The organism is Streptomyces sp. RLB3-17 (assembly GCF_007113425.2).
Classification (GTDB): Bacteria; Actinomycetota; Actinomycetes; order Streptomycetales; family Streptomycetaceae; genus Streptomyces; species Streptomyces mirabilis_D.
Map to the genome: position 1 here is coordinate 11063986 of NZ_CP041610.2, position 13337 is coordinate 11077322.

Annotated in this window: 8 protein-coding genes; 2 read left to right on the forward strand and 6 right to left on the reverse strand. The window is 70.0% G+C overall.

Annotated features, from left to right (window positions below; genetic code table 11):
* Positions 1 to 19 precede the first annotated feature (19 nt).
* Entirely contained in the window at positions 20 to 2857 is a 2838-nt protein-coding gene (locus tag FNV62_RS49830) for a SpoIIE family protein phosphatase (RefSeq protein ID WP_186003184.1), read from the reverse strand.
* Positions 2858 to 3235: 378 nt separating this feature from the next.
* On the opposite strand from FNV62_RS49830, the gene FNV62_RS49835 reads away from it, so the two are divergent.
* Together FNV62_RS49835 and FNV62_RS49840 are read left to right on the forward strand one after the other, a co-directional pair.
* Entirely contained in the window at positions 3236 to 3949 is a 714-nt protein-coding gene (locus tag FNV62_RS49835) for an SDR family NAD(P)-dependent oxidoreductase (RefSeq protein ID WP_143630001.1), read from the forward strand.
* A gap of 263 nt (positions 3950 to 4212) precedes the next feature.
* The gene (locus FNV62_RS49840) at positions 4213 to 6399 is read left to right on the forward strand and encodes an RICIN domain-containing protein (protein WP_143630004.1); all 2187 of its coding nucleotides are present in this window, start codon (positions 4213 to 4215) and stop codon (positions 6397 to 6399) included.
* A gap of 43 nt (positions 6400 to 6442) precedes the next feature.
* Here FNV62_RS49840 and FNV62_RS49845 read toward each other — a convergent pair whose 3' ends face one another.
* The 5 genes from FNV62_RS49845 to FNV62_RS49865 all read right to left on the reverse strand — a co-directional run bounded on the left by FNV62_RS49845 (position 6443) and on the right by FNV62_RS49865 (position 13245).
* On the reverse strand, positions 6443 to 7486 hold the full coding sequence (locus tag FNV62_RS49845) for a LacI family DNA-binding transcriptional regulator (protein ID WP_097288250.1): 1044 nt from the start codon (positions 7484 to 7486) through the stop codon (positions 6443 to 6445).
* A 132-nt stretch (positions 7487 to 7618) separates the two neighbouring features.
* Positions 7619 to 9985, reverse strand: coding sequence for a glycoside hydrolase family 3 N-terminal domain-containing protein (locus FNV62_RS49850; RefSeq protein WP_143604577.1), 2367 nt, complete (start codon positions 9983 to 9985; stop codon positions 7619 to 7621).
* A 115-nt stretch (positions 9986 to 10100) separates the two neighbouring features.
* Positions 10101 to 11030 carry a carbohydrate ABC transporter permease gene (locus FNV62_RS49855; protein ID WP_225900680.1) on the reverse strand — a complete coding sequence of 310 codons (930 nt, stop codon included), beginning with the start codon at positions 11028 to 11030 and terminating at the stop codon, positions 10101 to 10103.
* On the reverse strand, positions 11027 to 11878 hold the full coding sequence (locus tag FNV62_RS49860; RefSeq protein ID WP_143611694.1) for a carbohydrate ABC transporter permease: 852 nt from the start codon (positions 11876 to 11878) through the stop codon (positions 11027 to 11029). Before FNV62_RS49860 ends, FNV62_RS49855 begins: the two co-directional genes overlap by 4 nt.
* Before the next feature lie 65 nt (positions 11879 to 11943).
* On the reverse strand, positions 11944 to 13245 hold the full coding sequence (locus FNV62_RS49865) for an extracellular solute-binding protein (protein ID WP_164331886.1): 1302 nt from the start codon (positions 13243 to 13245) through the stop codon (positions 11944 to 11946).
* Between the last annotated feature and the right edge of the window lie 92 nt (positions 13246 to 13337).

Below are 13337 nucleotides of genomic sequence, written 5' to 3' on the forward strand. Positions count from 1 at the left end.
GGACCGCGGACGTGGTCCTTCAGGCGGCGTCGAGCCCGCATTCGGCCCAGATGACCTTGCCCTCGGGCAGATAGCGCGTACCCCAGCTCTGTGCCAGCTGCGCCACGAGGAACAGGCCACGGCCACCCTCGTCGGTGCTGGCCGCCCGGCGCAGGTGCGGGGCGGTGTTGCTGGCGTCGGAAACCTCGCAGATCAGGGTGCGGCCGTGCAACAGCCGTACCCGGATGGGCCCGGCCCCATGGCGGATCGCGTTGGTCACCAGCTCGCTAAGCATCAGCTCGGCGGCGAACGCGGCCTCGTCGAGTCCCCAGTCGGCCAGTTGCCGCAGGGCGGAGGCACGGACTTCACTGACCCGGGCCGGATCGGCGGGCAGGTCCCAGGCGGCGATCCGGCGAGGGTCCATCGCGTGGGTGCGGGCGACGAGCAGGGCGATGTCGTCGCAGGGGTGGGCGGGCGCGACTGTTTCCAGGACTGTCTGACAGGTCTGCTCCGGTGTCTGTTCGGGGTGGGCCAGGGCGCCGCGCAGCTGGTCGAGGACCACGTCGACGTCGCGTTGCCGGTCCTCGATGAGTCCGTCCGTGTAGAGGAGCAGCCGGCTGCCCTCGGGGAGGTGGATCTCGGCGGATTCGAAGGGCAGGCCACCCAGGCCGAGAGGGGGCCCGGCCGGCAGGTCGGGGAACGACACCGTGCCGTCGGGCCGCACCAGCGCGGGCGGAGGGTGGCCGGCCCGGGCCATGGTGCACTGCTGCGAGGTCGGATCGTAGACGGCGTACAGGCAGGTCGCGCCGATGACACCGGCACCGGCGGCGGGTTCCTCCCGGTCCAGGCGTCCCACGAGGTTGTCGAGGTGGGTGAGGACTTCGTCCGGGGGGAAGTCGAGTTCGGCGAAGCTGCGCGCGGCGGTGCGCAGCTGGCCCATGGTGGCGGCGGAGAGCATGCCGTGGCCGACGACGTCCCCGACGAAGAGGCCGATACGGGTGCCGGAGAGCGGGATGACGTCGTACCAGTCTCCGCCGACGTCGGATTCGGCGGGCAGATAGCGGTGAGCGATCTCCACGGCGTCCTGGACTGGCAGATCGTGCGGCAGCAGGCTGCGCTGGAGGGTCAGGACCATGGTGCGTTCGCGCGTGTAGCGCCGGGCATTGTCGATGGACAGGGCGGCACGGCTGGCGAGTTCCAGGCCCAGCGAGCGGTCGTCGTCACCGAAGGGGGCCGGGTCCTGCGCACGGTAGAAGCTGGCGATGCCCAGGATCACGCCGCGGGCCACCAGGGGGACCGCGATGAGGGAGTGGACCTGGGTGAGCAGCCGTTCGGTGTGCTCGGGGTCCTGGGCGAGCCAGCCCGCAGCGGCCTTCAGATCCGGTTCCAGCACTGCCTGCCCGCTGGTCAGACAGCGTATCTGCGGAGTGGTCGGGCCGAAGTCGACCTGCTTGCCGACCGGGCTGAAGGGAAGGTCGTCGCTGATCCCGTGCACCACCGTGCGGTGCAGGTCGGTGCGGGGGTCGGCGGACTCCTCGCCGCGCAGTACGGCCTCAGGGAGGTCGATGGTGACGAAGTCGGCCAGTCGTGGGACCGCCGTCTCGGCGAGTTCCTGGGCGGTACGGCGCACGTCCAGGGTGGTACCTATGCGGGCGCTGGCCTCGGACAGCAGCTCCAGGCGGCGGCGCGCGGCCAGGGCGTACGTCCCTACGCGCGGTTCCCCCACCATCACGAGCCCTCTTGCCCGGGGCGGGGCGTCGGGGTGATCGTCCGCCACGCCACCCCTGCCGACGGTGCCGAACGGGCCGTGGGCGATGTCGGGAAGGTGCCTGGCGAGCGTGGCGACGGGCAGACGCCCGGGGGCCGCCGCGGCCGCAACGAACCGGGGCGGCGGGACGGCGGTGACCACGGCGAGCCGACCGGAACCGCCCGGGGTTACGTCGACCTGGGTCGGGACGGCGAGGGGCTCTCGCGGTGCGGGGCCGGGCAGGACGGCCTCGATGGCAACGCCTTCCACCCCTGAGCCACTTCTCATCGGACGGCTCACGAGAGTGACCCGCCGACCGTCGAACAGGGACACGACGGCGGCGGCCCGCTGCCCGCGCGAGATCAGCTCGGCGGCCTTCTCCGTGAGGACCGCCCGGTCGCGGGGATGCAGTTCGAGGGCCAATTCGTCCACGCCGACGGTGTGGTGAAGGCCGGCGGAGGTCGCGGCTCCGGTGTCCAGGTACGCCCGCAACAGAGCGCGCTCACGCGCGGAACTCTGCCTCAGCAGCCGCCGCTCGATGGCCTGGGCCGCCTTGCGTAGCGTGATCGCCAACTCCGGGTCTTCGGTGCTGCTCGGATAGCCGAAGCACAGCACGCCCTCGATACGACCGCTGAGTGGATCGCGGACGGGAAGCGCGCGGCAGGCGCTTCGCTGGGAGCGCTCGGCGAAGTGCTCGGCACCGTGAACCCGGATGAGTTGCCGCTCCGCCAGTGCGAGACCGATTCCGTTGGTACCCGCGACCCGTTCGGCGAACACGAATCCCGGAACGCGCTGAAACGCCGGAAGGCTCCTGGCCAGCGACGCCTCTCCGAAACGGCGCAGGAGGACCGTGCCGCTCGCATCGGCTACGGAGATGTTCATCTTGCTGCCGGCGAACCTGGCCTGCAGCCGGTCGAGCACGGGGACGGCCGCGCGGACGATCCGGGCGTCGCGGTCGAAATCATCCCGGAAGGGCAGGTCGGCCTGGTCCGGCGAGAGGCCGAGGGAGCGGCTGCGCTGCCACGAACTCAGGATCGATGTGCGCACGCCCGCCTCGACGGGCTCACCCTGAAGAAACCGCTCACGGGAACGGGCAGGCCCTGTGCCGCCTGTCGCGTGCCCCGTCGGCATCGGTTTCCCGCCGGTCAGAACCACGCTTCGCCTCACTCGCGTTTTCGACAGTCCATTCGCCGAAAATCACCTGCTATACACTAGAATACCGAGAATGCCCTTATTGGGGATATTGGTCATGGTTTATGGTCACTCGCACGCGCCATGACCGTACGGGGTTCTACCGGAGGCGTGGACGGGATGGTGTCCATCGTGGACCAGGACACCGAGGATCTGGACGCCGTGTCCTACACGCCGACGGCACCCGAGTGGGCCAGGTGCATCACTCGTCTGCTTTTCCGTGAGCGCGCGTGCGGCGCAGCCGGTGCAGGCTGACGTACATCCCGCCGTCCTCCGAAGGCGAACAGTCAGCGCGATGAAGGAGGTGCTCCTCGCATCGTGAACTCCGTGCAGAAGGTCGTCCTCATCACCGGCGCTTCGCAGGGCATCGGCGCCGCCCTTGTCACCGCCTACCGCGAGCTCGGCTACGGGGTCGTGGCGATCTCCCGCTCCATCGGTGACTTCAGCGACCCCGAGACGCTGGCCGTGCGGGCCGATGTGACCGAGCGGGGCGTCGGCGCTCGCGTCGTCGAGGCGGCTCTCGGGCGGTTCGGCCGGATCGACACGCTGATCAACAACGCCGGAATCTTCATCGCCAAGCCATTCACCGAATACACCGACGAGGACTACGACGCCGTGGCCGGGGTGAACTTGCGCGGCTTCTTCGAGGTCTCCCGCAGCGCCGTCGCCGCCATGCTCTCCGGGACCGGTGGGGGCCACCTGGTGAACGTCTCGACCACCCTGGTCGACCACGCCGACTCGAGGGTGCCCGCAGCGCTCGCGTCGCTGACCAAAGGTGGGCTGAACGCGGTCACCAAGGCGCTGGCGATCGAGTACGCGTCCCGCGGCATCCGGGTCAACACCGTCGCGCTCGGCACCGTCCGTACCCCGATGCACGCGACCGCGGAGTACGAGGCTCTCGCCGCGTTGCAGCCGATCGGCCGGGTGGGCGAGATCGACGACGTGGTCGACGCGATCCTGTACCTCGAGAGCGCCTCGTTCGTCACCGGAGAGATCCTGCACGTCGACGGGGGCCAGAGCGCGGGGCGCTGAACGGCGGTGCGCCGGGCCCCCTGCCGGCACATGTGCCCTCGATTGCCGCCACGTCAACAACCGGTGACGGCCGGTTCGCGAAATACTTTCGGAAACGTGCCGGTGACACAGCGGCGTCGCGTCCCAATACTGTCTCCATCCGGCTCACGCCTCATTGAGTGGAATGTGCAGCCGTGAGCAATTGGGGCTGTCGGCCTCACACTCCGTCAATCGGCGTTTCTCGACAGGGACTTCGTGCCGATCCTCCCAGGGGAATTGCATTGATGAATAAATTGGTACGGAAGGCTCTCGCGTCGGCGACAGCCGTCGGCGTCGGCCTGGCGTTCGGCATAGCCTCCGCGGTGAGCGCGTCGGCATATCAGCCGAGCCCGTCGAACTTGTATGTGGCGGACAACCCCGCCGCGTGCAACAAGAACCCCTGCGTTCTGTACCCGAAGTCGGCCCAGCTTCCGAGCGGCCGGATCGTGGCGGCGTTCGAGAACGATCAGACCGCCCCGGTGGGCCAGACGATGCCCGTCTACAAGAGCGACGACGAGGGGACGACGTGGCAGAAGCTGGCCGATGTCAAAGCACCGGCCTACCTCTCGAGTGACGCCAAGTACGCGAAGTACACGAGCAATTGGACGAACCCGTATCTCTATGTGCTCCCGCAGAACGTCGGAAACCTGAGCGCCGGCACCCTGCTTCTCGCGAGTGTGGTCTCAGGGGACGACTCTTACTACGAGGAGCAGAAGGCCGCCAATTCCAGTTGGACGCCGTCCAGTGACGGCGACCGAAAGGACGTGGCGCTCGCGCTGTACTCCAGCACCGACGACGGCGCGAACTGGAACATCGTCAACATCATCGCCACCGGCGGCTGGCAGGGCGGCAGCGCGGGAAGCCTCGGGCGCGTCTCGACCGCCAACACCCACGCGCAGGTCGACCCGGTCTGGGAGCCGCACCTCGTCGCCCGGAACGGCCAACTCGTCGCCTACTACTCGGACGAGAACGACTACCTCGGCTACGACGCCGGCACCGGCGTGCCGGTCCTCGACCCGGACAACGACACCGCGCCGGACTCGGGTGGCCAGGTCCTCGTGCACAGAACCTGGGACGGCGGCAGCACCTCCTGGAGCGGACCGGTCGTCGACGTCCCGGGTTCCACCGTGGACCGCGGCAACGGCAAGACGGAGATCGGCGGCGGCCGTCCGGGCATGACGACGATCGCCCCGACCACCGACGGCAAATGGCTCCTCACCTACGAGTACTGGGGCGGCGGAACGAACGTCCGATACAAGATCGCGGACGATCCCCTGAAGTTCTACGCGGCCGCCGACGCCCCGATCACCAACCTGCCCGTGCCCACCGGCGGACACGCGCTGTCCACGGGCGGCAGCCCGGTGCTCCTCCCGATGCCGGACGGACGGATCGTCTACAACGCGTCGGGCAGCGGCAGCGTCTGGGTGAACGAGTCCGGTCTCAGCAACGGGTCCTGGAAGGAGTACCAGACACCGATCGCCGCCGGATACAGCCGCAATCTCCAGTACGTGACGGGCACGGGACGCGTCCTCGTCCTCCAGGCATCCTGGAGCGGCGGAAGCGTCGGGCCCGTGCGCTACGCCGAGGTCGACCTCGGCCGGTCCGACGGGACCTACGACACCCTCGTCAACCGCCTGACCGGCCAGGTCCTCAGCCCCGACACCGGCAAGACGCAGGACGCGAACCTCACCGGAAACGTCCCCGACCTCGTCCTCAAGGCCCGGAACACCTCGGACGACGCGCAGCGCTGGCACCTCACGGCGAAGGGCGCCAACGTGACCCTGCTCAACAAGACCGGCGGCCGCTCGGTCGCCATCTGGACCGGCACCGCGACGGCCGGGCAGAAGCTGGCCCAGTGGGTCGACGACGGCGCCACCGACAAGCAGTGGACCCTGGTCTCCTCGTCGACCAGCGGGTACTACAAGCTCCGCTCGGTCAAGAACACCAGCCTGTACATGAGCGGAGCGACCGCGGGGGGCTCCGTCACCCTGGCGGCGTCGGCCGACGACGGCTCACAGGACTGGCAGCTGGTTCAGGACCCCCTGCCCACGGACGCGACCTTCACCCTGAAGGGCGCCAACTCCGGCCGCTGCCTCGACGTCCCGAACGGCCAGACGGGCGTCCAGGTCCAGATCTACGACTGCTCGGGCAACGCCAACCAGACCATCACCCAGACCGCGGTCGGCGAACTCCGCGTCTCCGGCAAGTGCCTCGCCGCGAACGGTGACGGCACCACCGCGGGTACCAAGCTCATCCTCTGGGCCTGCAACGGGAAGTCCAGCCAGAAGTGGTGGTTCCGGCTCGACGGTTCCGTCGTCAACCGCTCCAACGGTCTCGCCATCGACGTGACCAACTGGGCGACGGCCAACGGCTCGCCCGTGGCACTCTGGACGGCCCTCGGCAACGCCACCCAGAGGTGGAGCCGGGGATAATCGGTTCGGGCGGGGTGCGTGCCGCACCCCGCCCGAACGGCCGTCAGCGGGACCCGTCCGTGTGCCGGGGAACGGACGTCGACGTCCGCAGCACCAGCTCGGTCGCCAGCTCGATCCGCGGGGACACCGGCGGTCGGCCCTCGGCGAGTTGCATGAGGACCCGAGTCGCCTCGTGCCCCAGCTCCTCGAACGGCTGGCGTACCGCACTCAGGGGTGGACAGGCCATGGCCGCGACCAGGGTGTCGTCGAAGGACATGACGGCCAGATCGTCCGGTACGCCGAACCCCTCCTGGCGTGCGGCCTCCAGCACGCCGAGGGCCTGCGCGTCGCTGGCCGCGAAAACGGCCGTGGGCGGCTCGCCGGAGCGGAGGATCTGGAGGCTGGCGGTCAGCGCCTCGTCGTAGTCGAAGTCGGTGGAGCGGACGATCGACGGGTCGTAGCCGATCCCCGCTTCCTCCAGGGCCGCCCGGTAGCCGTGCAGGCGAGCCGCCCCGGCCAGGGAGTGCGAGCGGCCCGCGACCATGCCGATCCGGGTGTGCCCGAGCCCGAGGAGGTGCTGCATCGCGTCCCTGGCGCCGTTCCAGTTGGTCACCCCGATGCTCGGGATGTCCAGGGACGGCGCGCTGAGCGGGTCGATCAGCACCACCGGGAGGCGTTGTTCGACGATGCGACGCTGGTCCTCCTCGGCCAGCATCGAGATCACGATGATCAGCCCGGCGGCACCGAGCGCCACGCACTCCTCCAGCCACCGTGAGATGGGCCGCCGACTCGTCGTCCCGGTCACCACGTTGATGCCGAGTTCGCCGGCCGCGTCCACGATTCCGCGGGCGACCTCCAGTGTGTAGGGCCCGGACATGTCCCGGAACACCGCGATGATCTGCCGGGGTCGGGCGGGCTCCGGCTCCCACGGGCGGACGTACCCGTTGCGCGCCAGCAGCTCCTCCACGCGGGCCCGGGTCGCCGCACCGACGTCACGGCGCCGGTGCACGACCTTGGACACGGTGCTGAGAGACACCCCCGCCTCGGCGGCGATGCCCGTCAGCAGCCCGTACTGCGTCTCCAGTTGAGCCTTGCCCTGAGCTGCCACCCGATGCCCGCCCCATTGCCGACACCGATGCGCCGAAAACGCATCGAATCCCTGGTCAGAACCTCCGCCGCAAGCTAACGGGACCGTGTGCCCAGGGGCAAGACCGGTGCCGCCGCTGCCGTGACTGCCCGGCTACGCCCGCTCGACGGTCACCCGCACGGTGTGGTGTCGTACGACCGTCGCGTCCCGTTCCTCGCCGATGAGCCGGACCGCGCCGCGCGCCGGGGTGTCCAGACTCGACGATCCCGCGTACAGCAGGATCTCGCCGGGCTCGACGACACGGTGCCCCGCCAGGCCGGTGAAGGCCAGCCGGTCGGTGTGCACGGCGAAGCGGACCGTGGCGCTCTCGCCGGGGGCGAGGTCGACCTTGGCGAAGGCCAGCAGCGCGCGAACCGGCCGGGTGACCTGGGCGACCGGGTCGACGGCGTAGAGCTGGACCGTCTCGGCGCCGGGCAGGTCACCCGTGTTCCGTACCTGCGCGGAGACGGTGAACTCCCCGTCCGTGGGCACCTGTTCACGGTCGACGGCCATCCCGTCGATCTCGAAGGTGGTGTACGAAAGGCCGTGCCCGAAGGGGAACGCGGGGGTCGGATCGAGGTTGGACAGCCAGCTCTGCCGGTCGCCCAGCGGCGGGTGGAGGTAGGTGTGGGGCTGACCGCCGGGGGACATGGGGAGTTGCACCGGCAGTTTCCCGCTGAAGTTCCCCGTGCCGGCGAGGAGTTCGGCCACCGACCGGCCGCCCTCCTCGCCGGGCAGGAAGACCTGCACCATCGCGGCGGCGTCGGCGGCGAACCGGCCCACGGCGTAGGGACGTCCACTGCTGACCACCAGGACGACCGGCCTCTTGGTTGCGAGGACCGCCTCCACCAACTCCTCCTGCACGCCCGGCAGTCGCAGATCCTCGACGTCGCAGCCTTCGCCGGAGGTGCCGACGCCGAACATGCCGGCCTTGTCCCCGACGACCAGGACGGTCACGTCGGCGGTGGAGCAGGCCTCCACGGCGGCCGGGATGCCGCTGCGGTCCTCGTCACGGATCGGGCAGCCCTGGGCGAACTGCCATTCCACACCCGGCAGTTCGGCGGTCAGCGCGGTCCGCAGGGACACCGCCTCCACCCCGTTGCCGAGGTCGTCGCGGTCGGCGAGGACGTGGTTGGGGAAGCTGTAGCAGCCGAACATGGTGCGGACGTCGTCGGCGCACGGGCCGATCAGAGCGATCCGGCCGGCCGGGGGGAGGGGCAGCGTTCCGTCGTTCGTCAGCAGCACGGCGCTCGACCGGGCGACCGCGTGGGCAAGCCGACGGTGCTCCGGTTTGTCGAGGTCGAGCGCCCCGGCGCGCAGGGCGGGTGGGCGCGGGTCCCAGCCGGGGTCGAGCAGCCCCAGCTCGATCTTCTGGCGCAGCACCCGGCGTACCGCCCGGTCGACCGCGCTCTCGGCCACCTGCCCCTTCTCCACGGCGCTCACCAGCGCCTCGCCGAAGCCGCGTTGGTCGGGCAGTTCGACATCCATCCCGGCCCGCAGGGCGAGCGCCCCGGCCGCGGGCAGGTCGGCCGCCACCCGGTGCGCGTTCACCAGGAACGGCAGCGACCAGTAGTCGGAGACGACGGTGCCCTCGAAGCCCCACCGGTCGCGGAGCACGGACGTCAGCAGCCACTCGCTCGCGGCGGGGGCCTCGCCGTCGATCTCGGCGTACGAGTTCATGACCGACCCCACACCCGCGGCGACGAGCCGTTCGAAGGGCGGCAGGATGACGTCGAACAGCTCCCGGCGGCCGAGCCGTGCGGGGGCATGGTTGCGGCCGCCCATCGAGGCGGAGTACCCCGCGAAGTGCTTGAGGGTGGCGACCACCCCCGCGCTCTGCACGCCCAGGACATATGCCTCGGCCATCTCGCCGACGAGATACGGGTCCTCACCGAAGGTCTCCTCGCAGCGGCCCCAGCGGTAGTCGCGGATCACGTCGACGACGGGGGCCAGACCCTGGTGGACACCGGCCTCGGCCATGTCGGAGCCGATGGCCTCGCCGACCCGGCGGATGAGGGCGGGGTCGAAGGTGGCCGCCATGCCCAGGGAGGTCGGGTAGATCGTGGCGCCGTAGGCGGTGAAGCCGGTCAGGCACTCGTCGTGCGCCATGGCCGGGATGCCGAACCGGCTCTGGCTCATGACCTGTCGCTGGTGCCCGGCCAGCAGCCGGGCGTGTTCCGACGCGGGCCGGGGGAGGGTGCCGTAGGGGCGGGTGAGCTGGCCCAGGCCGTGCCGGGCGGTCTCGTCGAGGTCCCCGACCCGGCCGAAGTGGTTGCTGCCCGGGGCGACTTCGGGGCCGTCGGCCTCGATGTCCTCCCAGGTGCTGCTCAGTTGCGCGACCTTCTCGGGCAGGGTGAGCCGGGCGAGCAGGGCCTCGACGCGCTCGTCGACCGGCAGTGCGGGGTCGGTCCAGGGGCGATCGGGCCCGGCGCTGTCTCCCGGGTGCGGGAGGCCGCCGTGGTCCGGCATGGTGGTCGTCATTCACGACTCCTCGGGGAGGTATGGGGGAACGCGTCGCGGCGGCCGGGCATGCCAACCCGGCCGCCGTCGCGGGACGCGTTGCTGAGACGAAGGTGGGGAGGCGGGCGAGGGCCCGCTACTTGGAGAATCCGGCGGTGAGGCCGGCGACGAGCTGGCGCCGCGCGAGCACGAACACCACGAACACGGGCAGCGTGGAGAGCACCACCGCGGCCATGGTCGCCGGAACGTCGATGCCGAACTGCCCTCGATAGAGCGTCAGGGCGAGCGGCAGCACCGCCTTGTCGCCGCTCTGGGTGAGAATCAGCGGGAAGAGGAAGCCGTTCCAGACCTGGAGGCCGTCGTACACGGCGACCGTCACCAGCGCCGGGCGGGCCAGCGGCGCCGCGAGCGAGACCAGCATGCGCCAGTCGCCCGCGCCGTCGACGACCATCGCCTCGAACAGGGAACGGGGCACGTCCCGCAGGAAGCTCACCAGGATCATCACGGTGATGGGCAGCGCGAACGCCACCGACGGGAGCACGATGGCCGCGAGGCTGTCGTACAACCGCATCCGGATGATCAGCAGGTACACCGGGATGATGACCGCCTGCAACGGGATCGCCAGGCCCAGCAGGAACAGCCGGAACGTCACCCGCGACCAGCGGCTGCCGGAGTTGCGGACGATCGCGAACGCCGCCATCAGGGCCGCGACGACGGTGAACACGACCGTCGCCACGGTGACGACGGCGCTGTTGAGCAGATAGGTCGCGAAGTCGCCGTCCAGGACGGTTCGGTAGTTCGCCAGGGTGGGGTGTCCGGGCGGGGCCAGCGGACTCGCGGTGGTGAAGTCCGTACCGCTGCGCAGGCTGGTCACGACGAGCCAGTAGACGGGCACGACGACCAGCGCCGTCCACAGCAGCGCGGCGCCGCCGGTGACGACACGGCGCAGGGCCGTCGCCGCCCGGTACGGCCAGGGGGCCCGCCGCGCCGTCGCCGGACGCCCGGCGGCGTCCGCCCCGTCGTCCTTGCCGACACCCGCGCGCGTCCGTGTCAGGGTGGTGCTCACAGGCCCTCCTGTTGGCTGTCCATCCGGGTGAACCCGGACATGCGGGTGGTCAGCAGCGACAGACCGAGGCCGAACGCCACCAGCAGAGTGGCGACCGCGCTGGCCCGACCCATGTCGTGCGCCTGGAAACCCGTGATGTACATGGCCAGCGGCAGCACGCGGGTGGCGGTGCCGGGACCGCCGGTGCCGCCGGACAGCACGAAGATCAGGTCGAAGTACGTCAGCGAGCCCACCAGCATGAGCGTGCTGGACGTGACCATCGTGTACTTCAACTGCGGCAGCGTGATGCGCAGGAACCGGGTCGCGGGACCGGCGCCGTCGATCGCGGCGGCCTCATACAGCGCGGTCGGGATCTGCCGTATGCCGGCCTGGTAGAGCAGTGCGTGGAACGGCACGAACTGCCAGGCGATCACGAAGACCACCGTGTACAGCGCCAGGTCCGGAGAGCCCAGCAACGGCCGCGCCAGCCAGTGCAGTCCGGGCGTGGCACCGATGCCGAACGACGGGTCGAGCAGGGCCTGCCAGGTCAGTCCGATCGCCACGGCGGACAGCAGCAGGGGCAGGAACCAGAGCACCGCGAAGAGGGAGCGCAGGCGCCCGTGCGGCGCCTGGAAGACACCGAGGGCGAGAGCAAGCGGCGTCTGGACCAGCCAGCTGATCACCATCACCTTGACAGTGAGCCACAGCGCCTGCCAGGTGGCACCGTCCGTCAGGACGGAACTCCAGTTGGCGCCGCCGGCCCAGCCGATGGAGCCCAGGCCGTCCCAGCGGGCGAAGCCGAGCGCCACCACGCCCACGAGAGGGACCAGACCGAACAGACCGAAGAGGATCAGGGCGGGGGCCGCCATGAGAGCGCCACTGAAGCGGCGCCCCCCACGGCCGGTCGTACGGGGGGTGCGGAGCGTGGTGGCCACTACGAGCCCGCCTTGCTCATGTTCGCGCCGAACTGCTCGGGCTTGATCTGCCGCAGGAACGACTTGTCGACGTTGGTCAGCAGCGGGTCGGCCTGGTCCGAGGGCAGGGCCTGGTCCCAGGAGAGCTGGAAGCTCGGGGCGTTCTGCACCAGGTCGTAGACGAACGTCAGCCACGCCTTGTCGGACGACTTCGTCGACGCCAGCTTCGACTCCAGGCCGTTGACCGGCGGCACGCTGCCCGCCGCGAGGTAGGCGTCGATCTGGGAGTCGTCGAGGACGTAGTTCTTCAGGTAGGCGATGGCCGCGGACTTGTGCCCGCTCGACGCGTTCAGCGACAGGAAGTTCGAGGGGTTGCCGACGATGCTCTTCGCGTTGTCCGCGCCTCCGGTCAGCGCCGGGAAGGCGACATAGCCCAGGTCCTTCTTGACGAAGTCCGGTGCGGCCTTGACGAGGTTGGCGTACTCCCAGGTGCCCATCACCTCCATGCCCGCCTTGCCGGTGTAGAGCAGGGCCGTGGAAGCGCCCTGGTCGTAGTTCACGGAGGAGGCGTTGTTCCCGAACGCGCCGGCCTTGGCCAGGTCCTGGAGGTACTGATTGGCCTTGGTGACCGTCGGATCCGTCCACGCCGTGGCGTCACCGGAAGCGATCTTCGAGAACGCCCGGGACCCGCCCGTGCGGTCGAGCAGGTACTCCAGGTACATCAGCGTGGGCCACTTGGAGTTCGCCGCGAGGGACATCGGAATCGCTCCGTCGCCCTTCAGCTTCCCCACGGCCGTCATGAGTTCGTCGTACGTCTTCGGCGGTTCCACGCCCGCGCTCTTGAGCACCTTCTTGTTGTAGTAGAGGACGACCGGGGCAAGGCCGTTGGCGGGAACGCCGTAGACCTTGCCGTCGAAGGTGGCGCTCTGCATCACGCTCGGCGTGAACCGGTCCGTCTTCACCTGTGCAGCCGTCAGCGCGTCGACCTTGCCCGCCTTGACGTAGTCGTCCAGCGCTCCGCCGCCCCAGTTGAAGAAGAGGTCAGGCGCCTGGTTCGCGCCGAAGGCCACCCGCAGCTTCTGCTTGTAGTCGTCGTTCGCGTACAGCTGCAGCGTGATCTTCTCGTCGGGGTGGTCCTTGTTGTAGGCGTCGACGGACTCCTTGAGGATCGTCTGGTCGTTCAGCGCCCACATCGTCAGGCCCTTCGCCGACGTCGTCGTGGACGGTCCCGAAGTCCCGCACGCGGCGAGGCCGAAGGCCGCCGCGACGGTGACGGCGGACGCGACGACGCGTCGGGCTCTGATGTTCCGGAATCCGCGCATGTTCTGCCTCATCTCTCTGCACGCCATGGGTGCGTCAGGCAGATCGGAAAGCATTACGAAAGGCTTTCGGATGGTCCGCCGAGGCGGCCTGC